The sequence below is a fragment of the Pseudomonas rustica genome, from assembly GCF_018336155.1.
Taxonomy (GTDB): Bacteria; Pseudomonadota; Gammaproteobacteria; order Pseudomonadales; family Pseudomonadaceae; genus Aquipseudomonas; species Aquipseudomonas rustica.
Genome location: NZ_JAGYHF010000011.1, coordinates 210,141 through 235,300 on the forward strand (window position 1 = coordinate 210,141; position 25,160 = coordinate 235,300).

General features: G+C 59.3%; 25 protein-coding genes. 15 read left to right on the plus strand and 10 right to left on the minus strand.

The window, feature by feature from the left end; genetic code table 11:
- Positions 1–20: 20 nt before the first annotated feature.
- The 4 genes from KFS80_RS21465 to dksA form a co-directional block, all read right to left on the minus strand.
- Positions 21–2,975: a sensor histidine kinase gene (locus KFS80_RS21465; protein WP_178116858.1), complete on the minus strand. Its 2,955-nt coding sequence runs from the start codon at positions 2,973–2,975 to the stop codon at positions 21–23.
- Positions 2,959–3,135, minus strand: a complete 177-nt coding sequence (locus KFS80_RS21470; RefSeq protein WP_003176118.1) for a hypothetical protein — start codon at positions 3,133–3,135, stop codon at positions 2,959–2,961. Before KFS80_RS21470 ends, KFS80_RS21465 begins: the two co-directional genes overlap by 17 nt.
- Before the next feature lie 77 nt (positions 3,136–3,212).
- The gene (gene gluQRS / locus KFS80_RS21475; RefSeq protein ID WP_053123890.1) at positions 3,213–4,109 is read right to left on the minus strand and encodes a tRNA glutamyl-Q(34) synthetase GluQRS; all 897 of its coding nucleotides are present in this window, start codon (positions 4,107–4,109) and stop codon (positions 3,213–3,215) included.
- A gap of 194 nt (positions 4,110–4,303) precedes the next feature.
- Complete coding sequence (dksA, locus tag KFS80_RS21480; protein WP_053123888.1) at positions 4,304–4,747, minus strand: RNA polymerase-binding protein DksA; 444 nt, start codon at positions 4,745–4,747, stop codon at positions 4,304–4,306.
- Between the two features lie 336 nt (positions 4,748–5,083).
- Here dksA and KFS80_RS21485 point away from each other — a divergent pair, with 336 nt between their 5' ends.
- Positions 5,084–6,256: a pyridoxal phosphate-dependent aminotransferase gene (locus KFS80_RS21485; protein ID WP_212545822.1), complete on the plus strand. Its 1,173-nt coding sequence runs from the start codon at positions 5,084–5,086 to the stop codon at positions 6,254–6,256.
- Positions 6,256–6,969, plus strand: a complete 714-nt coding sequence (sfsA, locus tag KFS80_RS21490) for a DNA/RNA nuclease SfsA (RefSeq protein ID WP_212545823.1) — start codon at positions 6,256–6,258, stop codon at positions 6,967–6,969. The genes KFS80_RS21485 and sfsA overlap by 1 nt, the downstream gene beginning before the upstream one ends.
- On the opposite strand, the gene KFS80_RS21495 is transcribed toward sfsA, so the two are convergent.
- Positions 6,966–7,283 carry a Rieske (2Fe-2S) protein gene (locus KFS80_RS21495; protein ID WP_212545824.1) on the minus strand — a complete coding sequence of 106 codons (318 nt, stop codon included), beginning with the start codon at positions 7,281–7,283 and terminating at the stop codon, positions 6,966–6,968. The genes sfsA and KFS80_RS21495 overlap by 4 nt on opposite strands.
- A 165-nt stretch (positions 7,284–7,448) precedes the next feature.
- Between KFS80_RS21495 and KFS80_RS21500 the strand changes: the two genes are divergently transcribed.
- Genes KFS80_RS21500 through KFS80_RS21515 form a run of 4 tightly spaced genes read left to right on the plus strand, consistent with a single transcriptional unit; the run spans position 7,449 to position 10,995 of the window.
- Entirely contained in the window at positions 7,449–8,321 is an 873-nt protein-coding gene (locus KFS80_RS21500; protein ID WP_212545825.1) for a heme/hemin ABC transporter substrate-binding protein, read from the plus strand.
- Between the two features lie 50 nt (positions 8,322–8,371).
- A complete protein-coding gene (locus tag KFS80_RS21505) occupies positions 8,372–9,355 on the plus strand; it encodes a FecCD family ABC transporter permease (RefSeq protein WP_212545838.1) in 984 nt (327 codons plus the stop codon).
- Entirely contained in the window at positions 9,355–10,122 is a 768-nt protein-coding gene (locus KFS80_RS21510; RefSeq protein ID WP_212545826.1) for a heme ABC transporter ATP-binding protein, read from the plus strand. The genes KFS80_RS21505 and KFS80_RS21510 overlap by 1 nt, the downstream gene beginning before the upstream one ends.
- A 21-nt stretch (positions 10,123–10,143) precedes the next feature.
- Positions 10,144–10,995, plus strand: a complete 852-nt coding sequence (locus KFS80_RS21515; protein ID WP_212545827.1) for a ChaN family lipoprotein — start codon at positions 10,144–10,146, stop codon at positions 10,993–10,995.
- Between the two features lie 233 nt (positions 10,996–11,228).
- On the opposite strand, the gene KFS80_RS21520 is transcribed toward KFS80_RS21515, so the two are convergent.
- The 4 genes from KFS80_RS21520 to KFS80_RS21535 all read right to left on the minus strand — a co-directional run bounded on the left by KFS80_RS21520 (position 11,229) and on the right by KFS80_RS21535 (position 14,556).
- Positions 11,229–12,023, minus strand: a complete 795-nt coding sequence (locus KFS80_RS21520; RefSeq protein WP_212545828.1) for a Crp/Fnr family transcriptional regulator — start codon at positions 12,021–12,023, stop codon at positions 11,229–11,231.
- A 5-nt stretch (positions 12,024–12,028) separates the two neighbouring features.
- Positions 12,029–12,301, minus strand: coding sequence for a TfoX/Sxy family protein (locus KFS80_RS21525; RefSeq protein ID WP_053123870.1), 273 nt, complete (start codon positions 12,299–12,301; stop codon positions 12,029–12,031).
- Positions 12,302–12,563: 262 nt separating this feature from the next.
- Positions 12,564–12,908, minus strand: a complete 345-nt coding sequence (locus tag KFS80_RS21530) for a pentapeptide repeat-containing protein (RefSeq protein ID WP_053123868.1) — start codon at positions 12,906–12,908, stop codon at positions 12,564–12,566.
- Positions 12,909–12,999: 91 nt separating this feature from the next.
- Positions 13,000–14,556, minus strand: a complete 1,557-nt coding sequence (locus tag KFS80_RS21535; protein WP_212545829.1) for a bifunctional aminoglycoside phosphotransferase/ATP-binding protein — start codon at positions 14,554–14,556, stop codon at positions 13,000–13,002.
- 117 nt (positions 14,557–14,673) lie between these two features.
- On the opposite strand from KFS80_RS21535, the gene mrcB reads away from it, so the two are divergent.
- Genes mrcB through KFS80_RS21550 form a run of 3 tightly spaced genes read left to right on the plus strand, consistent with a single transcriptional unit; the run spans position 14,674 to position 18,099 of the window.
- Positions 14,674–16,998: a penicillin-binding protein 1B gene (gene mrcB / locus KFS80_RS21540; RefSeq protein ID WP_212545830.1), complete on the plus strand. Its 2,325-nt coding sequence runs from the start codon at positions 14,674–14,676 to the stop codon at positions 16,996–16,998.
- A gap of 16 nt (positions 16,999–17,014) precedes the next feature.
- Positions 17,015–17,764, plus strand: coding sequence for a tetratricopeptide repeat protein (locus tag KFS80_RS21545; protein ID WP_053123863.1), 750 nt, complete (start codon positions 17,015–17,017; stop codon positions 17,762–17,764).
- The gene (locus KFS80_RS21550; protein WP_053123861.1) at positions 17,764–18,099 is read left to right on the plus strand and encodes a YqcC family protein; all 336 of its coding nucleotides are present in this window, start codon (positions 17,764–17,766) and stop codon (positions 18,097–18,099) included. Before KFS80_RS21545 ends, KFS80_RS21550 begins: the two co-directional genes overlap by 1 nt.
- A 145-nt stretch (positions 18,100–18,244) precedes the next feature.
- On the opposite strand, the gene KFS80_RS21555 is transcribed toward KFS80_RS21550, so the two are convergent.
- Complete coding sequence (locus KFS80_RS21555; protein ID WP_212545831.1) at positions 18,245–18,661, minus strand: DUF4124 domain-containing protein; 417 nt, start codon at positions 18,659–18,661, stop codon at positions 18,245–18,247.
- Positions 18,662–19,059: 398 nt separating this feature from the next.
- On the opposite strand from KFS80_RS21555, the gene KFS80_RS21560 reads away from it, so the two are divergent.
- The 6 genes from KFS80_RS21560 (at position 19,060) to msrQ (ending at position 25,048) form a co-directional block, all read left to right on the plus strand.
- The gene (locus tag KFS80_RS21560) at positions 19,060–20,784 is read left to right on the plus strand and encodes an acetolactate synthase 3 large subunit (protein WP_212545832.1); all 1,725 of its coding nucleotides are present in this window, start codon (positions 19,060–19,062) and stop codon (positions 20,782–20,784) included.
- Between the two features lie 2 nt (positions 20,785–20,786).
- On the plus strand, positions 20,787–21,278 hold the full coding sequence (ilvN, locus tag KFS80_RS21565; RefSeq protein ID WP_003176102.1) for an acetolactate synthase small subunit: 492 nt from the start codon (positions 20,787–20,789) through the stop codon (positions 21,276–21,278).
- Positions 21,279–21,326: 48 nt separating this feature from the next.
- On the plus strand, positions 21,327–22,343 hold the full coding sequence (gene ilvC / locus KFS80_RS21570) for a ketol-acid reductoisomerase (RefSeq protein ID WP_053123857.1): 1,017 nt from the start codon (positions 21,327–21,329) through the stop codon (positions 22,341–22,343).
- Between the two features lie 147 nt (positions 22,344–22,490).
- Positions 22,491–23,348 (plus strand): CDP-diacylglycerol--serine O-phosphatidyltransferase, encoded by an 858-nt coding sequence (gene pssA / locus KFS80_RS21575; protein ID WP_053123855.1) that lies wholly within the window; start codon positions 22,491–22,493, stop codon positions 23,346–23,348.
- Between the two features lie 63 nt (positions 23,349–23,411).
- Complete coding sequence (gene msrP, locus KFS80_RS21580) at positions 23,412–24,425, plus strand: protein-methionine-sulfoxide reductase catalytic subunit MsrP (protein ID WP_053123853.1); 1,014 nt, start codon at positions 23,412–23,414, stop codon at positions 24,423–24,425.
- Positions 24,425–25,048 carry a protein-methionine-sulfoxide reductase heme-binding subunit MsrQ gene (gene msrQ, locus KFS80_RS21585; RefSeq protein WP_212545833.1) on the plus strand — a complete coding sequence of 208 codons (624 nt, stop codon included), beginning with the start codon at positions 24,425–24,427 and terminating at the stop codon, positions 25,046–25,048. Before msrP ends, msrQ begins: the two co-directional genes overlap by 1 nt.
- Positions 25,049–25,160 lie beyond the last annotated feature (112 nt).

Below are 25,160 nucleotides of genomic sequence, written 5' to 3' on the forward strand. Positions count from 1 at the left end.
ATTCGATACTCTCGACGGTCTCAGTTCACAGCGGACGTCGCTTCGACATGACGCGGCAATGTCACCCGAATACGGGTGCCGCGTTGGCTTTGTACATCAGCCGGGCTGTCGATGGTGATTTGTCCATAATGCTCTTCAACGATGGAATAGACCAGTGCAAGGCCCAGACCGGTGCCTTCGCCAGGATCCTTGGTGGTGAAGAAGGGTTCGAACAATCTGTCCATGATGTTCTTCGGAATACCGCTGCCTTCGTCTTCGACGATCAGATCGACCGTGTGTTCGCCGGCTTCGCTTTTCACCCGTACCGCACTGTGCGGCGGCGAGGCGTCGCGGGCGTTTGAAAGCAGATTGATCAACACCTGCGCGAGCCGCTGCGGATCGCCTTCGACCCAGTGATCCGGATCGCACAGGTTGTAGAACTGCACTTCGAAATTGCGTCGGTTCAGCGCCAGCAGGCCAATCGCGTCCTGCGCCACTTCCGCCAGACAAACCGGCTCATCGCTGTGTTGATGGCTGCCAGCGTGGGCGAAACTCATCAACGACTGGACGATGCGCGATATGCGTTTGGTCTGTTCGAGAATCTGCCCGCTGATTTCCGTCAGCTCGTCGTCCTCTTCGCGCTCCTCGCGCAGGTTTTGCGCCAGACAGGCGATGCCAGTGACCGGGTTGCCGATTTCGTGGGCCACACCCGCTGCGAGGCGACCGATGCTCGCCAGCCGTTCGGAGTGCACCAGTTTGTCTTCGAGCATCTGTGTTTCGGTCAAGTCTTCGACCAGTAACACCAGACCGCTGTTACCCGGAGCGAGCGGCTCATCGATGGCCGCTTTGTGCAGGTTCAGCCAGCGGGTCTGGCCGTCGAGGGCCAGATGCTGTTTGTGCAAATGCTCGTCGGGCAGATTGATGAAGCCTTGCAACAATTCTTTCCATGGCTCGCCGATGGTGCTCAGGCGCGAACCGACCACGCGCTGCGCGGCGATCCCGGTGAGTTCTTCCATGGCCTTGTTCCACATCAGGATCTCTTGATCCTTGGCCAGCGAACAGACGCCCATCGGCAATTCTTGCAAGGTCTGCCGGTGGTAACGGCGCAAGGCATCAAGTTCGGCGGCTAAACCTGTGAGGCGCGAGTGGTAATCCTCGAGACGGCTTTCAATAAAGTGGATGTCTTCGGTGACATAGTTTTCGCCGCCCGCCTTATAAGGCAGGAAGGTTTCCACCATGTCCTGCGCCACGCTCGGGCCCATCAGGCCGGAAAGGTTGGCCTCGATGCGGTCGCGCAAACGGCGCAACGCGTACGGACGACGTTCATCGAACGGCAGATAAAGGTCACGCAACGCTTGTTCGACTTCTTTCTGCGCAGCCTTGGCGCCCAGCGGTTTCGCCAGTTGCGTGGCGAATTCCTGCGGCGAAGCAGCGTGCAGTTCGCGGCGTTGCGGGCGACGCACGTTATCCACAGCGCAGGCTTCGGCGGCGCTGGCTTCTTCGGGGCTGGCGTTGGTGAACAGCGAGATCAGCGTAAACATCAACACGTTGGCCGCCAGCGAGGCAATCGCGGCCATGTGCCAACTGGTGTCGTCGAGCACGTAAATCATGTTCAGCAGCGGGATGTAGAAACCTTGCAGATTGCCGACCAGCGGCAACAGCATGGTCACGACCCAGACCAGAATCCCCGCCAGCAGACCGGCGATAAAACCCCGGCGATTGGCGGTCGGCCAATACAGCACAGACAGCACGCCCGGGAGGAATTGCAGGGTCGCGACGAAGGCAACAATGCCAAGGTTGGCCAGATCCTGCTCGGCGCCGAGCATCAGGTAGAAACCGAAACCAGCCATGATGATCGCGACGATCAGCGCGCGGCGCGTCCACTTCAGCCAACGGTAGATATTGCCTTCAGCCGGCGGCTGATAAAGCGGCAGCACCAGGTGGTTCAGCGCCATGCCCGACAGCGCGAGCGTGGTGACGATGATCAGGCCGCTGGCCGCTGATAAGCCACCGACGTAGGCGAGCAACGCCAGCGGTTTGCTGTTGGCGGCGATGCCGATGCCGAGGGTGAAATATTCCGGATTGGTCGTCGCGCCCAGTTTCAGACCGGCCCACAAAATCAGCGGTACCGCCAGGCTCATCAACAGCAGGAACAGCGGCAAACCCCAGCTCGCACTGACCAACGAGCGTGGATTGAGGTTTTCGGTAAACGTCATGTGATACATGTGCGGCATCACGATCGCCGAAGCGAAGAACACCAGCAACAGCGTGCGCCACGGGCCTTCCTGCAATGGCGTGTGCAGCGCGGCGAGGGCGGTCTGGTTTTGCAGCAGCCACACCTCAAGTTGTTGCGGGCCGTCGAACACGCCGTACAGCGCATACAAACCGACGCCGCCGAGGGCAACCAGTTTGATCACCGATTCAAAGGCAATCGCGAACACCAGTCCTTCGTGTTTCTCGCGGGTAGCGATGTGGCGGGAGCCGAAGAAAATCGTGAACAGGATGATCAGCGCACAAAACGCCAGCGCTACGCGGCTCTGCACCGGCTCGCCAGTGAGGATGCCAATGGAATCGGCGACCGCTTGAATCTGCAACGCCAGCAACGGCAACACGCCAATCAGCATGAAGATCGTGGTCAGCGCACCGGCCCAGGTGCTGCGAAAGCGAAAGGCAAACAGATCCGCCAGCGACGACAGTTGATAGGTGCGGGTGATTTTCAGAATCGGATAGAGCAGCACCGGCGCCAGCAGAAACGCGCCGGACACGCCGAGGTAACTGGACAGAAAACCGTAGCCGTACTGATACGCGAGGCCGACCGTGCCGTAGAACGCCCACGCACTGGCGTAAACCCCCAGCGACAAGGTGTACGTCAGCGGGTGGCGAATGATCGCGCGCGGGATCATGCCCCGTTCGCTGACCCAGGCAACGCCGAACAGCACCGCCAGGTACGCGGCGCTGATCAGGATCATCTGGGTCAGGCTAAAGCTCATCGGCATCTTTTTGGCTCTGCAGGATGAAGGTCACAACAATCAGGATCAGCCAAAGCAGATAGGGGCGATACCAGGCGCCCGTAGCGTCGATCCACCAATCCATGATGGCGGGGGAAAACAGGTAGATCCCCACGACTAAAAGCAGGACCAAGCGATAGATGTACATCCCGGCCTCTCTTTTTTATGCGCGTGCCCGAAAACGTGCGGCGATGGTAACGGATGGGCGCGCGACTGCAAGTGTCGTCATAGCAGTTGCGCTTCGGGCAGGGTCAGTGTGCGCGGGATCTTCGTCGCATCCCAATGCTTGCTGCCCCAACTGAGCAATTCTTGCGGCGAGGCGTGGGCCAGTTCGGCGCCGGGATTTTGCCCCAAAGCACGCAGGGCCCGCAGCAGCAATGGCGTGGCCTGATCTGCTTCAAGCGGTGGTGAGCGATAGGACTTGCCGAGCTTGTTGCCGTCCGGTTGGGTAATCAACGGCAAGTGCAGGTAACGCGGTTGGCGCAGGCCGAGCAGTTCTTGCAGGTAGAGCTGGCGCGGTGTCGAGTCGAGCAGATCGGCACCACGGACGATGTCGGTGATGCCTTGCCACGCATCATCGAGCACCACGGCCAGTTGATAGGCGTAGAGCCCGTCACGGCGGCGAATGACGAAATCGCCGACGTCGCGACCCAAGTGCTGGCGGTACTCGCCCTGCACGCGGTCGATGAAATGGTATTCCAGCTCCGGCACGCGCAGGCGGATCGCTGCGTCTTGTTGATCATGGCCGGCGTTACGGCACAGGCCCGGATAAATGCCGTTGTACGCTTCGAGCTGTTTGCGCGAACAGGTGCAGGCGTAGGCCAGACCGTGATTGAACAGGCTGTTGAGCACGTCGGCGTAGGCGTCATGTCGATCACTCTGGCGCACCATGTCGCCGTCCCACTCGAAACCGTAGCTTTCCAGCGCCTTGAGAATCGCAGTCTGCGCGCCGGGTTCTTCACGCGGCGGATCGAGATCTTCCATGCGCACCAGCCAGCGACCACCGACTGAACGGGCGTCGAGGTAAGAGGCGAGGGCGGCTACCAGCGAGCCGAAGTGCAGATGGCCACTGGGGGTCGGGGCGAAGCGGCCGATGTAGGCGGGGGATTTTTTGGCAGTCATGGGGGCGATAAAACTTTTCAGAATTTGCGCAGATTACCCCTGTGGGAGCGGGCTTGCTCGCGAAAGCGTCGGTTCAGACAACCTGGATGTTGGATGACACACCGCATTCGGGAGCAAGCCCTCTCCCACAAAAGCAGGAACCGCAGAAACAAAAACGGAGCGTTCGCACGCTCCGTTCTTCGTTCAGGTCGAGATTACTTGCCGACCTGCTTTTCCTTGATTTCCGCCAGGGTCTTGCAGTCGACACACATGTCGGCTGTAGGGCGTGCTTCGAGGCGCTTCACACCAATCTCGACGCCGCACGAATCACACCAGCCGTACTCTTCGTCTTCGATCAGTTGCAGCGTCTTGTCGATCTTCTTGATCAACTTGCGCTCGCGGTCGCGGGCGCGCAGCTCAAGAGCGAACTCTTCTTCCTGGCTGGCACGGTCGGCCGGATCCGGGAAATTCGCAGCTTCGTCTTTCATGTGGTCAACAGTGCGGTCGACTTCCTGCATCAACTCCTGTTTCCACTTGTTCAGAACCTTGGTGAAGTGCGCGCGCATCGGGGCGCCCATGTACTCTTCACCTTTCGCCGGAACGTAAGGTTCGAAACCGCTGATCGTGGTTTGCTGCTGTTGCTTTGCTTGGGTGGGCATGAAATGGACCGCCTCTACTCTTGTAATCCATTGCGCAGGATTGCTCCATCACCGACACCTGCCGGCCCTGCGGCTGCAAGCGGGCGAACTTACCAGATCAATTCGGCCCGCGCTACTCCCGGATGTCGAGGCCCCGGCGGGTGGCGCTTGTAAAAGTCAGGCAAGCTGTGTCTGGCGGTGGTGGAGACCTGTTCAATCACTGATTTTAGTCAATCCTGGAGCGTACGCTCGTATCGTTACAGTCCAGCGTTCTTGAGGCTGTGACCGCTGCGGGTTCTCGCTCGTTCCGGCAGATGGGTAGAATCGTCTCTTTTTTTCCGTTGAAGGAAAGGCCCAATGGCTCAGCCCTACAGTGCGCGCAGTCGTGCGATCGAACCGTTTCATGTCATGGCGTTGCTGGCGCGGGCCAATGAGTTGCAGGCGGAAGGCCACGACGTGATCCATCTGGAGATCGGCGAGCCGGACTTCACCACCGCTGAACCGATCATTCGCGCAGGGCAGGCGGCGCTAACCGCCGGGAAAACCCGTTACACCGCCGCGCGCGGCATTCCTGAGCTGCGCGAGGCGATCGCCGGGTTCTATCAATCGCGCTATGGTTTGAACATCGATCCACGGCGGATTCTGATCACGCCGGGCGGTTCCGGGGCGTTACTGCTCGCCAGTGCGTTGCTGGTCGATCCCGGGAAACACTGGCTGTTGGCGGATCCGGGTTACCCGTGCAACCGCCACTTCCTGCGTCTGGTTGAAGGTGCGGCGCAACTGGTGCCGGTCGGGCCTGACGTGCGTTATCAACTGACCCCGGATCTGGTCGAGCGTCATTGGGATCACGACAGCGTCGGCGCACTGGTCGCCTCACCGGCCAATCCGACTGGCACCATCCTGACCCGCGATGAGCTGGCCGGGTTATCCACAGCCATCAAGGCCAGACACGGGCATCTGGTGGTGGACGAGATCTACCACGGCCTGACCTACGGCACCGATGCGGCGAGCGTGCTGGAAGTCGATGACAGTGCTTTCGTGCTGAACAGTTTCTCCAAGTATTTCGGCATGACCGGCTGGCGACTCGGCTGGCTGGTGGCGCCGGACGCAGCAGTCAGCGAGTTGGAAAAACTCGCGCAGAACCTCTACATCAGCGCCCCGAGCATGGCCCAGTACGCCGCGCTGGCCTGTTTCGAACCGGACACCATCGCCATTCTCGAAGAACGCCGCGCCGAGTTCGGCCGTCGTCGCGACTTCCTGTTGCCGGCCTTGCGCGAGTTGGGTTTCAACATTGCCGTGGAGCCTGAAGGCGCGTTCTACTTGTATGCCGATATCAGCCAGTTCGGCGGTGATGCCTTCGCGTTCTGTCGACATTTCCTCGAAACCGAGCACGTCGCTTTTACGCCAGGGCTGGATTTCGGTCGCTATCAGGCCAGTCATCATGTGCGTTTTGCCTACACGCAAAACCTCCCTCGCCTACAAGAAGCGGTGGAACGCATCGCGCTTGGTTTGAAGAGTTGGCAAGGCTGATGCGCTTTTATCCAGAGCTTGAAGAAGCGCGACTGATCCGTCGTTACAAACGTTTCCTCGCCGATATCGAAACGGTTAACGGTGAGTTACTGACCATTCACTGCCCGAACACCGGTTCGATGCTCAATTGTCAGGTCGAGGGCGGGCAGGTCTGGTTCAGCCGCTCCAATGACCCCAAACGCAAGTTGCCCGGTACCTGGGAAATCGGCGAAACACCGCAGGGCCGCCTGTTTTGCGTGAACACCGCGCGGGCCAACGGCCTGGTCGAGGAAGCCTTGCAAGCTGGCGTCATCACCGAGCTAAACGGCTTTACCGCGTTGAAGCGTGAAGTCGCTTACGGTCAGGAAAAAAGTCGCATCGATTTTCGCCTCGAATACCCGAGCGGCCCGGCTTACGTGGAAGTGAAAAGTGTCACGCTGGGTTTCGACGGTACGCCGGTGGCAGCGTTTCCGGATGCGGTGACCCAGCGCGGCGCCAAGCATCTGCGGGAGCTGGCGCATCTGGCGCGGGACGGGATTCGCGCGGTGCAGTTGTACTGCGTCAATCTCAGCGGGATCGAGGCGGTGCGCCCGGCCAAGGAAATTGATTCAGCGTATGCCGAAGCACTGCATGAAGCGGTCGCGTGTGGCGTCGAGGTGCTGGCGTACGGCGTGCGCTTGAGCCATGAAGAGATGGTTATCGACCGGCGCCTCGACGTGTTGCTCAACGGTTAAACATCGATCCACAGGCCTTGCGCGTCTTCGCGGCAAAGGATGGCGGTGAGTGATTGCCCGGCGCAAGGCCCGGCCACGCATTCACCGTCCTCGATCAGAAACAGTGCGCCGTGGGTGGCGCACTGAATCAGGCTGTTGCTCGGGTCGAGAAACTGGTCGGGTTGCCATTCCAGCCCCACGCCCCGGTGCGGGCAGCGATTCAGGTAGACGTAGGCCTGGCCGCTGCGGCGCACGGCGAACAGCTTGTTGCCGTCGATCTCGAAACCACGGCTTTTCGCTTCGGCCAGCTCGGCACCTGCGCAGAGAAACTTCATGACTATCCTCTAGTGTCCGCTCGTGTCCGGATATGTCCGAGCTTGACGTTTAAATGCAAACAATTATCAAATGACGGCCTTCGTCCGCAGGGCGGCTGGCAGATGCCGAGGATACTTGGCCTGTCGTCCCGATGCCCGGGAAAACCACGTTCAAGGAAGCTGTGTATGCGCCTGAGTACCCGCGTTGCTGTGCTGTGTGTCGGACTTTTCGTCAGCCACCAGGCTGCAGCGGCTGATCTGCCGCAACGTTGGGTGAGTGCCGGCGGCGCGCTGTCGGAGTGGGTTTCGGCCTTGGGCGGCGAGTCGAAACTGGTCGGCGTCGACACCACCAGTCAGCATCCGGAATCTTTGAAAGCGCTGCCGAGCATCGGCTATCAGCGCAGCCTTTCCGCTGAAGGCATTCTCAGTTTGCGCCCGGACATTCTGATCGGCACCGAAGAAATGGGCCCGCCGCCGGTACTGTCGCAAGTCAAAGCGGCCAAGGTGCAGGTGGAATTGTTCTCGGCGCAGCCCGATCTGCCGACGGTTGAGAAAAACGTGACCCGTCTCGGTCAATTACTCGGCGCTGAAGCTCAGGCCAAACAACTGCTGGCAAGTTATCAACAGCAACTCGACGCACAAAAAGTGCGGGTTGCCGACGCGCAGTCCAAGCAGAAAGCCCCGGGTGTGCTGCTCTTGCTCGGCCATGCCGGTGGCAAACCGTTGATCGCCGGCAAGGACACCGCCGCCGACTGGCTGCTGCAACAGGCGGGCGGGCATAACCTCGCGACGCACACCGGTTACAAACCGTTCTCGGTGGAATCCCTTGCCAGTCTTGATCCGGAAGTCCTGGTATTCGCCGACCGTGCCTTGACCGGTGACGCGGCGAAAGCGGCGTTGTTCAAGGAAAACCCGATTCTCAATTCAAGCCGCGCGGCGAAAACCGGGCGGGTGCTGGAGCTGGATCCGACGCTGTTGGTCGGCGGCCTCGGCCCGCGCTTGCCGGCGGCTTTGAAAACCCTGTCTGACGGTTTCTACCCGGCCAAGAGCGGCCAATGACCACACTGGTCAAACCCCGCGGCTTGTTCATCGGCCTGACCCTCCTGTGTTTGCTGGCGATCTGGCTATCGTTGGCATTGGGGCCGGTCAGCCTGCCGCTGTTCGACACGCTGCGGGCGGCGTTGCGCCTGATCGGTGTGCCGCTGGCGCCGGACGGGCTGGAACAGGCTGAGCTGATTCTCGGGCAGATTCGTCTACCGCGAACCTTGCTTGGTCTGGCGGTCGGCGGTGTGTTGGCGTTGTCCGGCGTCGCGATGCAGGGTTTGTTTCGCAATCCGCTGGCGGATCCGGGGCTGGTCGGTGTTTCCAGTGGCGCGGCGTTGGGCGCGGCGATTGCGATTGTCGGCGGCTCGTTTTTTGGCGGCATGCCTGAGTGGTTCGGGCCTTACCTGTTGTCGGTGTGCGCGTTTCTCGGCGGCCTCGGTGTGACGGCGCTGGTGTACCGACTCGGTCGCCGTAATGGCCAGACCAATGTCGCCACCATGCTGCTGGCGGGTATTGCCCTGACCGCATTGGCCAGTTCGGCGGTTGGACTGTTCACTTATCTGGCGGATGACGCGACTCTGCGCACGCTGACGTTCTGGAATCTGGGCAGCCTCAATGGTGCGAGTTACGCGCGGTTGTGGCCGTTGCTGATCATCAGCGCCGCTGTCGCCTTGTGGCTGCCGCGTCGGGCGCGGGCGTTGAATGCGTTATTGCTCGGCGAGTCGGAAGCCGGGCATTTGGGAATCGATGTCGAGAAGCTCAAGCGTGAGTTGGTGTTCTGCACGGCGCTGGGTGTTGGCGCGGCGGTGGCGGCGGCCGGGATGATCGGTTTTGTTGGCCTGGTAGTGCCGCATCTGGTGCGCTTGCTGGCGGGGCCGGATCATCGGGTGTTGTTGCCGGCCTCGGTGCTGGCGGGGGCGAGCCTGTTGTTGCTCGCCGATCTGGTGGCGCGGCTGGCGCTGGCGCCGGCGGAATTGCCGATCGGTATCGTCACCGCGTTTATCGGTGCGCCGTTCTTCCTTTACTTGCTGTTGCGAGGACGTGCCTGATGCTGCGAGCGCACAATCTGCACATCCATCGCGGCCGCAAAACGGTGCTCAGCGAAGTTTCGCTGCAACTCGAACCGGGTGAAGTGCTTGGTGTGCTCGGGCCCAATGGTGCCGGCAAAAGTACCTTGCTCGGCGCCTTGTGCGGTGAATTGAAACCGAGCGAGGGCGAAGTGTCGCTCGACGGCCAGGCGCTGACGCACTGGACGGGCACGCAACGGGCGCAACGTCTGGCCGTACTGCCGCAAGTGTCGACGCTGGATTTTGCGTTTCGCGTTGAAGAAGTGGTCGGCATGGGCCGCTTGCCTTATCAAAGCGGTCGAGTGCGCGATGACGAGATTATTGCTGCCGCACTGGCCGCCGCCGATGCCGGGCATTTGAGCGGTCGCAGTTATCTGGCGTTGTCCGGCGGCGAACGTCAGCGCGTGCATCTGGCGCGGGTGTTGGCGCAACTGTGGCCGGGGCAGGCCGGGCAAACGTTGTTGCTGGACGAGCCGACGTCGATGCTCGATCCGCTGCATCAACACACCACGTTGCAGGCCGTGCGCGAGTTCGCTGATCGCGGCACTGCGGTGTTGGTCATCCTGCATGATCTGAATCTGGCGGCGCGCTATTGTGATCGGGTGTTGCTGCTCGAAGGCGGGCGCCCGGTCGCGCTGGATACGCCGGAGCAAGTGCTGCGTCCGGACGCACTCAAAGCGGTGTTCGGTCTGGAAGTATTGGTGCAACCGCACCCGGAGCGTGGGCATCCGCTGATCATCGCCCGCTGAGTTTTTCATCGAGGTGAGTGCATGCGCGCAATCTGGTTGTTGGCGGTGTTGTGGTTGGCGGGGTGTCAGCATGTGGCTGTGGCGCCGCCGCCCGCTGGAGAAATTCTTGATCTGCGCAACGGTCAAGTGCTGACGGCGCAGCAATTGCTGATGCGACTGGCCGAGCCTGAGCGTGTGATCGTCGGCGAGCAACATGACAATGCCGATCATCACGCGGTGCAGTTGTGGTTATTGCAGGCACTCGGCGAGCAACGGCCGCAGGGCAGTCTGTTGCTGGAAATGCTCACGCCGGAGCAGCAATCGAAAGTTGATCAAGTGCGCCGTGCCGCAGCGCCGCCCGCAGATCTGCCTGCCGCATTGGCTTGGCAGGATGGCTGGGACTGGAATCTCTACGGGCCGATCGTTCGTTTCGCGCTCACGCAACCGTATCCGCTGCTGGCGGCAAATCTCGACACCGCCGAAATCCACACCTTCTACCGCAACCCGCCGGTTTTGAAGGGGGAGCGTAGCAATGCCGCCTCGGTAAAAAGCACGTTGCTTGAGCAGATCAGTGATTCGCACTGTGGCCTGCTTCCGGAATCACAAATGCCGGCGATGCTGGCGGTGCAGCAACAGCGTGATCGGCGTATGGCTGAGCGTTTGCTGGCCGCGCCGACGCCTTCGCTGTTGCTGGCCGGTGCCTGGCATGCGCGCAAGGATGTCGGTGTGCCGGTGCATGTCGAGGATTTGGGCGCCACTGAGGCACCGACGGTTTTGATGTTGGCAGAGCAGGGCAGTGAGGCGACTGCGGCAATGGCCGATTACGTCTGGTTCACTCCTGTCACGCCGAAGCAGGATTACTGCGAGCAAATGCGCAAACAGTTCGGCAAATGACTTTTCCACAGGCAAAAAAAGACCCGGTAAAAACCGGGTCAAATAACCGTGATTAGCCTGATGAGGAGATAATCTGAGAGTCCGAACCAAGGGCTTTTCAGAATATCGACTGATCTCGCGACCAGTTGTGATAATCATAGCGATTCTCATTACCGAGTCAACACCTGATTCTGGATTTATTTGATTTAGTCTGTGAAATGGCCGGAACGCCCCGCAAACAAAGGACTTGAGCGTTAACCATTAGTCGACGTCAACTGGGTGATCTGCCGGTTGAGCTGGCCGATGCGCCGCGCCATGCTCTCGATCAGGCTGTGAGCGATCTTTGGATTGCTGCGGGTCATGCTCAAAAATTGATCACCGGGGATCAGCATGATGGTACTCGGCTCACGGGCGATCACCGTGGCGTTGCGCGGCTCGCGGGTGAACACCGCCATCGCGCCGAAAATTTCATCCTTGGGTACTTCGCCGACTTTCTGCCCATCAACAAACGCTTCGGCGTGCCCGTCGATGATCACGAAGACATGATCAGCGGCGTCACCTTGTTGAATCAGGATTTCGCCGGCCTCGACCCGTTTGAAACCATTGGTGCTACGAAACTCGCGCGGCTTCAGTTCTGCTACGGCGTGGGCCAGTATCGCGGTGTGCCCCAGCAGGTATTCGAGAAATTGCTCAGCCCGAGCGGGCTCTGCATACAAATGCTGAAACAGATCACGGCGCCGATAAGGCAGAAGACGCAGGGCGCCGTCACTGCTCAAGCGGCAATCCATCCAGGCTTCGCCACGTTGCAGACCGATCAAGTCGCCTTCCTGCCAATAGAACAGGGCTCGACCAGCGATACTTCCGCTGATCACGCCTTCGTTGAGCAGAAATAGCTGATCACTCGGCAGTTGCCCCAGCAAATCCTCAGTCGCCTCGACTTCAATCTCCAAACCGCACGGCTCAAGGCCTTGCAGCCATTGCGCGGGCAGAGTCTGCAAGCGATTGATCAGCGCATCCACTGGCGCCGATTGTTCCCCCAGCAAATACATAGCGGTCAGTTCTTGTGGCGCGCGGAGATGGCGTCGAGTTGCTTGTTCAACGCGTCTTTGCGCTCGGCGGGAATGTCGTTCCAGTGCACGTCCATCAGCGCGCCTTCGATCGCATACAACAACACCTTCGATGCGCGAAACCCGCGGGTACGCACGGCCCGGTAGGCGTCCACCGCGCCCAGGCGACGCAAGTCCGAGGCGCTGTGGATGCCCACAGCATGCAGCCATTGCGCCGACGTCTTGCCAAGATTCTTCAGGTGTTGCAGTTCATCATTCATCAAGCCTCCTTGCGACGGCCGAACGGTGCGTGGGCGAGCTTCTCAGGAGTGTAGCCATCAGTAGGAAAAGCGTGGTTGTTTGGTCGGATTCGACGCAAAAGCTTCTAAGAAAGGGGCTGCAAACGCAGAAAGGCGGGAAGAAACGCGGAAACAAATGTGGGAGCGGGCTTGCTCGCGAAGGCGTCGTATCAGTCACCGGATGTATCGACTGACACTACGCCTTCGCGAGCAAGCCCGCTCCCACAAGGGCCGATCAAGAATATCAGCGAGTGCGATAACGCAAACGCGTACCAAAATTCATCGACATCAAAATCTCGTCCGCACTCAACTCCGCCGGGAAATACGCGCCGGAAATCTGCGCATGAGCGAGGCTCGCCCCTTCAAGCGATGCATTACGGAAATCAATCCCGCGCAAATCAGCAGAACGGAAATACGCGTCACGGAAATCCACGCCGTCGGCATTCAGCTCGCGCAGATCGAGACCGCGAAAATCGCCGCCGACCATGTCGATCGGGCCGTCCTGCGGGCGTTCCTTGTTGAAACCAGTGATGTCGTCTTTATGCAGCAAGGCATACAGCGGGGTGTCGAGAAGTTTCGGCTGGCTCATGTCACATCACCTGTTGGTTTTATGACGCCAGTATAGTGCCACTATTTGACGGCCGTGAAGCAAGCGAGGGCTTCACGGCCGAAATAGTTTCTTACAGGCCCGGCAGGCGCTGACGGATCTGTGCGACCACAGTATCGAGGGTGCCGGATTCGTTGGTCTGCACGCGTTTGCTGCGCAGAATTTCTTCCGGCGTCAGCGCTTCACGATTGGCTTGTTGCGCTTCAATCACGGCCAGCGTGGCGTCGGACGGATCCTGTTTGTCGGCCTGACGCATCGCCAGCCAGCTCTCGATCACCGCTTGCGGCGCGTTGCAGTCGAGGATCAGGAACGGCGTGCCAGTGGCTTCAGCAATTCTCGCCGCGTTGTCGCGTTGTTCGCGCTTGAGGTAAGTCGCGTCGATGACCACCGGGAAACCGGCGTGCAGGATCACTTCAGCGATTTCATGCAGACGCGCGTAAGTCGCGGTGCTGGCGTCGGCGCTATAAATGCCGGCCTGTACATCATTGGCAACGGTTTGCTCGCCGAACAGACGCTTGCGCTCAACGTCGGAACGCAGGCGAATGGCACCCAGTGCTTCAACCAGACGCATGGCCACGTGGCTCTTGCCGACAGCAGAAACGCCGTGAGTGATGGCCATGAAACGCGAAGGAATGGTGCTGTAACTTTCCGCCAGATTGGCGTAGTTGCGGTACTGACGCAGGGTGGTCGCGCGCTGCACCGGAGTCGCGTCGGCCGGCATGCTGAACAGCGCCACTTTTGCGCGAACCATTGCACGGTAGGCTTTATAGAAGTTCAGCACTTCCAGACCCTGGTAATCGCCGGTCAGCTCCAGGTACTGGCTGATGAAGCGGCGCGCGAGGGATTTCAGGCCACGGTCTTCCAGGTCCATCGCGAGGAAACCGGTGTCGGCCCAGACGTCAGTGAAACGGAAAGGCTCGTTGAATTCGATGCAGTCGAAGATCACCACTTTGCCGTCGATGACGGTAGCGTTGCCGAGGTGGATGTCACCGTGACATTCACGGGTGAAACCGTCGGCCTTGCGCTGGGTGAACAGCGGCTTGAGGCGCTCGAAGCTGCTTTCGGCCCAGGCTTTCAGTGCGTCGAGTTGCAGCAGGTCATTTTTGTCGCTGAGGAACGGCAGGATTTGTTCGAAGTTTTGCGACACCGGCGCCATCACGCTTTCCGGGGTGCCAGCATCGTGTTCGGCCGGGACTTTTGGCGCGGTGAGGTGGAAGTGCGCGATCTGCTGCGCCATCTCATCAATGTGCTGGGTGGTCAGCTCGCCATTCGCTTGCAGGGTGCTGAGCAAACCGGTCTGCGGGAACTGGCGCATTTTCAGCAGGTATTCGATGGCCGGGCCGTCACCGCCCAGTTGCGGTGCTTCGACGCTGCCGGTGACTGGCAACACTTCCAGATACAAATCATCGGTCAGGCGCTGGTTCAGGCGCAGTTCTTCGGCGCAAAAGTGCGCGCGCGATTCGAGGCCGGTGAAGTCGAGGAAGCCGAAATTCACGGGCTTCTTCACTTTATAAGCAAACGGACCGGTGAGGATTACCCACGAGATGTGCGTTTCGATGACCTGAAACCCTTCGACAGGGTGCGGGTAGAGGGCCGGGTTTTGCAGGGCAGCGATCAGTGACTGGCTCACGGGCGATCCTTCAGAGAGGGGGGAAATTCGAGGCGGCTATTATGGCCGCTCGCCAGCCTGACGCAAACCTCGGAGCGCTCCTGTTGAGGATGAATAAAGTGCGTATAATCCGCCGCCATGACTCGAACTCGATCTCCCCGTACCAAGAAAAAACCACCTTCCAAGGGCCTTAGCCCGTGGTTGAGCTGGGCCATTAAACTCAGTCTGGTCGGCCTTGTCGTGCTGGCCGGCTTCGCCGTTTACCTCGATGCCGTGGTGCAGGAGAAGTTCTCCGGCAAGCGCTGGACCATCCCGGCCAAGGTTTACGCGCGCCCGCTTGAGCTGTTCGTCGGACAGAAGCTCAGCAAGGACGATTTCCTCACTGAACTCGATGCCCTCGGCTATCGCCGCGAAGCCGTGAGCAACGGCCCCGGTGCTGCTGCGGTCAATGGCAACACGGTTGATCTGAACACCCGTGGTTTCCAGTTCTATGAAGGCCTGGAAAAACCGCAACCGGTGCGCGTGCGCTTCTCCGGCGATTACGTCGCCGAGTTGTCGGCGACCAACGGTTCCAAGCTGTCGGTGGTGCGTCTTGAACCGCTGATGATCGGCGGCATTTATCCGAAAAATCTTGAAGACCGCATTCTGATCAAACTTGATCAAGTGCCGCCGTACCTGCTCGAAACCCTGGTGGCTGTCGAAGACCGCGATTTCTACAGCCACTGGGGCGTGTCGCCGAAGTCGATTGCCCGCGCTGTCTGGGTCAACACCTCGGGCGGAAAAATGACTCAGGGCGGCAGTACGCTGACCCAGCAGTTGGTGAAAAACTTCTACCTGACCAGCGAACGCAGCCTGACCCGCAAGCTCACCGAAGCGATGATGGCGATGCTGCTGGAGCTGCATTACGACAAAAAAGAAATTCTTGAGGCCTACCTCAACGAAGTCTTTGTCGGTCAGGACGGTCAGCGTGCGGTGCACGGTTTCGGTCTGGCCAGCCAGTTCTTCTTCGGCCAGCCATTGTCCGAGCTGAAGCTGCATCAGGTTGCGCTGCTGGTCGGCATGGTCAAAGGCCCGTCCTATTACAACCCGCGTCGCAACCCGGAACGCGCACTTGAGCGTCGTAACCTGGTGCTCGACGTGCTTGAGCAACAAGGTGTAGCGACCGCCGAGCAAGTCGCAGCGGCGAAGAAAATGCCACTGGGTGTGACCACGCGCGGCAAACTGGCCGACAGTTCCTTCCCGGGCTTTATCGATCTGGTCAAACGTCAGTTGCGTGAAGACTATCGCGACGAAGACTTGACCGAAGAAGGCCTGCGCATTTTCACCAGTTTCGACCCGATTCTGCAGATGAAGGCGGAAGCCTCGGTCAACGACACTTTCAAACGTCTGTCCGGGCGCAAAGGCTCCGACGATGTTGAAGCGGCGATGGTCGTGACCAACCCGGAAACCGGCGAAGTGCAGGCGATGATCGGCAGCCGTCAGGCCAGTTACGCAGGCTTCAACCGCGCGCTCGATGCCGTGCGGCCGGTGGGTTCGTTAATCAAACCGGCGGTGTACCTGACCGCGCTGGAAAAACCGAGCAAGTACACGCTGACCAGTTGGTTGTCGGATGACCCGTTGTCGGTCAAAGGCGCGGACGGTCAGGTGTGGAAACCGCAGAACTACGATCGTCGCTCCCACGGCACGGTGTTCCTTTATCAGGGTCTGGCGCATTCCTACAACCTGTCGACCTCGCGCCTGGGTCTGGAAGTCGGTGTGTCGAACGTGCTGAAAACCCTCGGGCGCCTCGGCGTAACCCGTGAGTTCCCGGCGTTCCCGTCGATGTTGCTGGGGGCCGGCGGCATGACCCCGATCGAAGTGGCAACCATGTACCAGACCCTCGCCAACGGCGGTTTCAACACGCCGATGCGCGGGATTCGCAGCGTATTGACCGCCGAGGGCGAACCGCTCAAGCGTTATCCGTTCCAGATCGAGCAGCGTTTCGATCCGGCGTCGATCTACCTGATCCAGAACGCCATGCAACGCGTGATGCGTGAAGGTACCGGTAGCTCGGTTTACAACGTCTTGCCGAAAACCCTGACGCTGGCGGGCAAGACCGGTACCAGTAACGATTCGCGGGACAGCTGGTTCGCCGGCTTCAGCCAGGACTTGCTGGCCGTGGTCTGGCTGGGTCGCGACGATAACGGCAAGACGCCGTTCACCGGCGCCACCGGTGCATTGCAGGTCTGGACCAGTTTCATGCGCAAGGCCGACCCGCTGCCGCTGGACATGCCGCAACCGGACAACATTGTTCAGGCATGGGTGGATTCGCGCACCGGACAAGGCTCCGATGCCAACTGCCCGGGCGCGGTGCAGATGCCGTATATTCGCGGCAGCGAACCACCACCCGGCGCCGCGTGCGCAAGCGAAACGCCTGCTTCCGGCGAGTCGGTGATGGATTGGGTCAAGGGCTGGATGAATTAAGCAAAGAGGGTTTCAAGTGAACAAGTGGTTGATTCCAGCGGTGACCGCCGTGGCTTTGCTCAGCGGCTGCTCTACCGTACAGCGTGGTTCGATTCCGGTGGTTGATTCCGGGACTGCGGTGTCCAACAGCGAACGTATTTCGGCCAATGGCGGTTTCCGTCAAACCACGGTGAAGCGTCCTGCGCAGGGCCAGACTCAGGCCATTCCGCAGGGTGATACCGGCGTGGTGGTGATGGTGCCGGGTGGCGGCGCTGCCGTGTCGACGCCGATCAGCTCTTCGCCGATCGTGCCCGGCCCGGCGTCCGGCGGTATCACGGCGGGGCCTTACAACCCTGCGCCAGTCGAGTCGGCGCCGGTCAATACCGGCACCTACAACATGCCGTCGACGCCGAGCGGGATTCCGTCGGCCAGCAGCGGCGGCGGTTTATCGGCTGACGAGCAACTGGACGGCCCGGTGCTCGCCTTGCTGACCACTGCGCAACAGCAACAGGCCGGTGGCGACCTCAACGGTGCGTCCTCCAGCCTCGAGCGTGCGCAACGTGTCGCGCCGCGTGAGCCGCAAGTGCTTTATCGCCTCGCGCAGGTACGCATGGCTCAAGGCGATGCACCGCAAGCCGAGCAGTTCGCCCGTCGCGCCCTGACCATGGCCAATGGTCGTCCGGATCTGCAGGCGAGCCTGTGGGAATTGATCGCGCAGTCCCGTGAGAAACAAGGCGATTCCGCCGGCGCCGCTCAGGCCCGTCAGAAGGCCAAGGTTTCGCTGTGATGGATGCACGGTTCCCGAAAATCGCCGATCAGTTACTGCTGATCGAGCGCGAACTGCGCACACAGGGCTGGTGGGATGAGGTGCAGCCGTCGGCAGAAGCCTTGAGCAGTGTCGAACCGTTTTCGGTCGATACGCTGGACTTCGAACAATGGCTGCAATGGATCTTCCTGCCGCGCATGAAAATGATCCTCGAGCAGGATCTGCCACTGCCGAATGCCTCGGGCATTCAGGAAATGGCCGAGATGGTCTTCGCCCAGCGCAACCTGGGTGGCAAGGATCGTCAACTGCAGGTGCTGCTCAAAGAGTTCGACCTGCTGATCACCGCCTCACGTTAACCCCGATCCTTTTCGGGGCCCGGTAACTCCGATCCTGTCGGCGTGTACACCGGAAACTGTAGGAGCTGCCGAAGGCTGCGATCTTTTGATCCTGTTTTAAAAACAACATCAAAAGATCGCAGCCTTCGGCAGCTCCTACACATATCTATTCACAATTCTGTGCAATCTGTTTCTGCGCCTCAACAATCCGCTCCTGACGCTGCGCATCATCCAGCCGTCGCATCTGTCCCTCCACTTCCTCCCTCAAACGCGGATTGTTCTGCAACTGCGCAAGGTTCGTCCGTGCCTGCTGACAAAACTGCTTGAGCTGCGCCTGTTGATCCGCGACCTGTTTCTTCACCTTGTCATCAATCGCCTTCTGATTGCCCAGCACGCCGCTGCCCGGCATTGGCGCCGGTTTGGGCGGGGGCGAGGAGGGCGTCTGTAACGTCGTCGACGGCTGGCCCGCTGGCGGCTGCGCATCGAAATGCGTGACACCTTGGGCGTCGACCCATTTGTAGATCTGAGCGGCCATGCACCAGGGGCTGAGGCCGATCAGCAGGGTGAGGAGGAGCGTTCGCATGCTGATTCCTTGGCAAAATTGCGCAATTGACGCTAACAGAGTAGCGGTTTTCAGGTTTTTTCTTGCGTTCTCATGTGCTTACCCACAATTAGTGACATAGACAGCTTGACTTGGAGAGGGCGAAACAGAAGAATCCAAAGTCCGCTGTAGAGGGACTGCCAGAAGCAGACCCACTCGGTAGATCATGAGGCGCACATCCGCGCCGACCTGTTACACCCGCAACGCGTTACCTCGCGCTGGGTGGGAAAGGCCCGCAACACTGGGACGATCCCAATACTTGCTCAGTCAGTGCTGACGTAGTCGGCGACCACCGTCGCTCATGCTCTGCCGAGAAGTAAACCTATTAAGACCCGCCCCTTTTTTGTGGACGGTATTCTGGCGTTTTAGAGGTGAACAACGTGGAGCTTTTATCTGGCGGTGAGATGCTCGTCCGCTTTTTGCGTGACGAAGGCGTCAAATATATCTACGGGTACCCGGGTGGTGCTCTCCTGCATGTTTACGATGCCCTGTTCAAAGAACCGGAAGTGAATCACATCCTGGTTCGTCACGAACAAGCGGCAACCCATATGGCTGACGGCTACGCCCGTGCCACCGGTAAAGCCGGCGTGGTATTGGTGACTTCCGGTCCAGGCGCCACAAACGCCATCACCGGTATCGCCACGGCCTATATGGACTCGATTCCAATGGTGATCATTTCCGGTCAGGTGCCAAGCACCATGGTCGGCACCGACGCGTTCCAGGAAACCGACATGATCGGTATCTCCCGGCCGATCGTGAAGCACAGCTTCATGATCAAGCACGCTTCGGAAATCCCGGAAGTCATGAAGAAGGCCTTCTACCTGGCGCAATCCGGTCGTCCGGGCCCGGTCGTGGTCGATATCCCGAAAGACATGACCAACCCGGCCGAGAAATTCGAATACATCTTCCCGAAGAAAGCCAAGCTGCGTTCCTACAGCCCGGCCGTTCGCGGTCACTCCGGGCAAATCCGCAAGGCAGCCGAAATGCTCCTCGCGGCCAAGCGCCCAGTGCTTTATTCCGGTGGCGGCGTGATCCTCGGCAACGGTTCCGCACCGCTGACCGAACTGGCGAAAATGCTTAACCTGCCCGTGACCAACACCTTGATGGGCCTGGGTGGTTTCCCCGGCACTGATCGTCAGTTCATCGGCATGCTCGGCATGCACGGCAGCTACACCGCCAACCTGGCGATGCACCATGCTGACGTGATCCTCGCGGTCGGCGCGCGTTTCGACGATCGCGTGATCAACGGCCCGGCGAAGTTCTGCCCGAACGCCAAGATCATCCACATCGACATCGACCCGGCTTCGATTTCCAAGACCATCAAGGCCGACGTGCCTATCGTTGGTCCGGTTGAGAGCGTCCTGACCGAAATGGTCGCGATCCTCAAGGAAATCGGCGAGACCCCGAACAAGGAGTCCGTGGCCAGTTGGTGGAAGCAGGTTGATGAATGGCGCGGTGATCGCGGCCTGTTCCCTTATGAAAAGGGCGACGGCAGCGTGATCAAACCGCAGACCGTGATCGAAACCCTCTGCGAAGTGACCAAGGGCGATGCCTTTATCACTTCCGACGTGGGCCAGCACCAGATGTTCGCTGCGCAGTACTACACGTTCAACAAGCCGAATCGTTGGATCAACTCCGGTGGTCTGGGCACCATGGGCTTCGGTTTCCCGGCGGCCATGGGCATCAAGTTGAGCTTCCCGGATGACGACGTTGCCTGCGTGACTGGCGAAGGCAGCATCCAGATGAACATCCAGGAACTGTCGACCTGCCTGCAATACGGCTTGCCAGTGAAAATCGTCATCCTGAACAACGGTGTTCTGGGGATGGTTCGTCAGTGGCAGGACATGAGCTACGGCAGCCGTCACTCGCACTCCTACATGGAATCGCTGCCTGACTTCGTCAAGCTGGCTGAAGCCTACGGCCACGTCGGCGTACGCATCACCGAATCGAAAGATTTGAAGTCGAAGATGGCAGAAGCGTTCGCCATGAAGGATCGTCTGGTGATCATCGATGTTTCGGTCGACACCAGCGAGCACGTCTATCCGATGCAGATCAAAGACGGCTCCATGCGCGATATGTGGCTGAGCAAGACGGAGCGTACTTAATCATGCGGCACATTATTTCCTTGCTTCTGGAAAACGAACCCGGCGCTTTGTCTCGCGTAGTCGGCCTGTTCTCGCAGCGCAACTACAACATCGAAAGCCTGACCGTGGCCCCGACCGAAGACCCGACCCTGTCGCGTCTGACGCTGACCACCGTTGGCCACGATGAAGTCATCGAGCAGATCACCAAAAACCTGAACAAGCTGATCGAAGTGGTCAAGCTGGTGGACCTGTCGGAAAGTGCTCACATCGAGCGCGAACTGATGCTGGTCAAGGTCAAGGCCACTGGCGCCCAGCGCGCCGAGATCAAACGCACCACCGATATTTACCGTGGACAGATCGTCGACGTCAGCGCCAGCGTGTATACCGTTCAACTGACCGGTACCAGCGACAAGCTCGACAGCTTCATTCAGTCCATCGGCACCGCATCGATTCTGGAAACCGTCCGCAGCGGCGTGACCGGCATTGCCCGCGGCGACAAAGTACTCAGCATCTAAACCAAATTAGCGAATGGCCTGAACGGCCTGGATATATAGGGGAATTTCATGAAAGTTTATTACGAAAAAGACTGCGACCTGTCGATCATCCAGGGCAAGAAAGTTGCCATCATCGGTTACGGTTCCCAGGGCCACGCTCAAGCGTGCAACCTGAAAGACTCCGGCGTTGACGTTACTGTTGGTCTGCGTAAAGGTTCGGCCACCGTTGCCAAAGCTGAAGCTCACGGCCTGAAAGTGACTGACGTTGCTTCCGCTGTTGCGGCTGCCGACCTGGTCATGATCCTGACCCCGGACGAGTTCCAGTCTTCGCTGTACAAGAATGAAATCGAGCCGAACATCAAGAAAGGCGCCACCCTGGCCTTCTCCCACGGCTTCGCGATTCACTACAACCAGGTTGTTCCGCGTGCCGACCTCGACGTGATCATGATCGCGCCGAAAGCACCAGGCCACACCGTACGTTCCGAGTTCGTGAAAGGCGGCGGTATCCCTGACCTGATCGCGATCTACCAGGACGCCTCGGGCAACGCCAAAAACGTTGCACTGTCCTACGCTGCTGGCGTTGGTGGCGGTCGTACCGGCATCATCGAAACCACCTTCAAGGACGAGACTGAAACCGACCTGTTCGGCGAACAAGCCGTTCTGTGCGGCGGTACCGTTGAGCTGGTTAAAGCCGGTTTCGAAACCCTGGTTGAAGCTGGCTACGCGCCGGAAATGGCCTACTTCGAGTGCCTGCACGAACTGAAGCTGATCGTTGACCTCATGTACGAAGGCGGCATCGCCAACATGAACTACTCGATCTCCAACAACGCCGAATACGGCGAGTACGTGACTGGCCCGGAAGTGATCAACGCCGAGTCCCGTCAGGCCATGCGCAATGCCCTGAAACGTATTCAGGACGGCGAATACGCCAAAATGTTCATCAGCGAAGGCGCAACCGGCTACCCTTCGATGACCGCCAAGCGTCGTAACAACGCCGCTCACGGTATCGAAATCATCGGCGAGCAACTGCGCTCCATGATGCCGTGGATCGGTGCCAACAAGATCGTCGACAAAGCCAAAAACTAAGTCGTCCTTCTTGTACGGAAAACGCGGCCTCGGCCGCGTTTTTTCGTTTGAGCCGGTGGTTCTGGTATAAAGCTGCAGCGTTTGTGGCCGAACTGTCGTCCTCAAGCACCTGTCGAAATTTCTCCAAACCGTTGCAAGGTAATGTCCATGAGCGAACGTCCCGAAGAGCCGAACAAGGCTTCTGACGCCGAAAGCCTGCTGCCCATCGATGAACATATCGAAGAAGGGCACGACGCAGAAGGTCGTAAAGTCCGGCATCGTGGTATCTATCTGCTGCCGAATCTGTTCACCACTGCGAACCTGTTCGCAGGGTTTTACTCCATCATCAACTCGATGAGCGCACAGGCGGCATTGAGTGCCGGGGATTCCGTCAACGCGAGCAAGTATTTCGCCTTTGCCGCAATCGCGATTTTCGTCGCCATGGTGCTCGACGGCCTCGACGGTCGTGTGGCGCGCATGACTAATACGCAAAGTGCCTTCGGCGCCGAGTACGACTCGCTGTCGGACATGGTCGCGTTCGGTGTCGCACCGGCGCTGCTGGCCTTCGGTTGGGCGTTGGGTGATATGGGCAAGGTCGGCTGGATGGTCGCCTTCATCTATGTCGCGGGCGCGGCATTGCGTCTGGCGCGCTTCAACACCCAGGTCGGCACGGCAGACAAGCGCTATTTCATCGGTCTGGCCAGTCCGGCAGCGGCGGGTGTGGTGGCGGGTATTGTCTGGGCGTTCAGCGATTACGGCATTCAGGGTTCGAAGATGTCGTTCCTCGTTGCGCTGATGGTTGCGGCGGCCGGCATGCTGATGGTCAGCAACATCAAGTACAACAGCTTTAAAGAGCTGGACTTGAAAGGGCGCGTGCCATTCGTGGCGATTCTTGCCGTGGTGCTGGTGTTTGCCGTTGTGTTCAGCGATCCGCCGCGCATTCTGCTGTTGGTGTTCCTCGCCTATGCAGCATCCGGCCCGGTGCAATACTTGTTGCACCTTCGTCGGCACAAAAAAGCCGAGTGATGTAATTTCACGCATACTCCGCAGTCTATGGGTGCATCTGTCCTCCAAAGCTGCGGAGTTGTCATGCTGATCAAAATCCCCAAAGCGTCTGACTGCAACGAGTCGGATGTCACGCCTGAATCCATTTATCTCTCGCGCCGCCAATTGCTCGGTGCCACTGCTGCCGGTATCGCCGTCAGTAGCCTGCCGCGTTGGGCCAATGCCGAGGATGCCGCTCGGTACGCCGATGTCGAACCCGGTAAAGCGCCTGCCTGGTTTAACGAGAAGCTGTCCTCTACTAAATGGGGAGCAGTCAACGTCAAGGATGAGGCGATCACGCCTTTTAAAGACGCCACTCACTACAACAACTTCTACGAGTTCGGCACCGACAAGGGGGATCCGGCGGCAAATGCCGGCTCGCTGAAAACCGAACCGTGGAGTGTGGTGATAGACGGGGAGGTGGGTAAGCCGGGGCGATATGCGCTGGAAGACTTCATGAAACCGTATCAACTGGAAGAGCGAATCTATCGCCTACGCTGTGTAGAGGCGTGGTCGATGGTGATTCCGTGGATCGGTTTTCCAATCTCGGCGTTGCTCAAGCAAGTCGAGCCAAACGCTAATGCCAAGTACATCCGCTTTGAAACTCTGCAGGATCCCAAAACCATGCCGGGGCAGCGCTCCGGTTTTGCCTTGATCGACTGGCCGTATGTAGAAGGCTTGCGTCTGGATGAGGCGATGAATCCGTTGGCGATTCTGGCGGTGGGCATGTATGGCCGCGAGTTACCAAATCAGAACGGCGCGCCGCTTCGTTTAGTGGTGCCGTGGAAGTATGGCTTCAAGAGCGTCAAATCCATCGTGCGTATCAGTCTGGTTAGCGAGCAGCCGAAAACCACTTGGCAAAGCATTGCGGCGGATGAGTATGGGTTCTACGCGAACGTGAATCCAACGGTTGATCACCCACGCTGGACGCAGGCACGGGAGCGACGGTTGCCGAACAGCCTGTTCAAACCGAACGTGCGCGATACGCAGATGTTCAACGGCTACTCGGATGAAGTCGCTTCTTTATATACAGGGCTCGATCTGCGGAAGAACTACTGATGCGCTTTCCGTTATGGCGTATAGGCGTTTTCATTGCGGCAGCGATCTGGCCGATGCTCTGGTTGTATCAAGCGCTTGAGGATTTGCTCGGCCCTGATCCCGGCAAAGTGTTGGTCGATCGGCTGGGGTTGGGAACCTTGGTGTTGTTGCTGATTACCCTGAGCATGACGCCGATGCAGAAACTCACCGGTTGGGCGGGGTGGATTGCGGTTCGCCGGCAGTTGGGGCTTTGGTGTTTCGCCTATGTGGTGTTGCACCTGTGCAGTTATATGGCGTTTATCCTGGGGTTTGATTGGTCGCAGCTGGCGGTCGAGTTGCGCAAGCGGCCTTACATAATAGTAGGGGCGTTGGGTTTTCTAGGATTGTTGGCGTTGGCGGTGACGTCCAATCGCTACAGTCAGCGGCATTTGGGCTCGCGCTGGAAGAAGCTGCATCGCCTGGCGTACGTAATTCTGGGTTTGGGTTTGCTGCATATGCTGTGGATCGTGCGCGCTGATCTTGAGGAATGGGCGATCTATGCCTTTATAGGTGCAGTGCTTCTGATACTGCGTATTCCGCCCGTGACGCGGCGTATCCCGCGTTTGCTGGCCAAAAAGCCGGTTTTGCAAGAAAAGCGAAATTAACGGTTGACGGCAGATCCCAGGCGTCTATAATTCGCCCCACTTCCGGCGCAGTCGAAACGGAAAACTCCTTGAGATTCAATGAGTTGCGCAGTTTTCGACGGCAGGTTGCTTG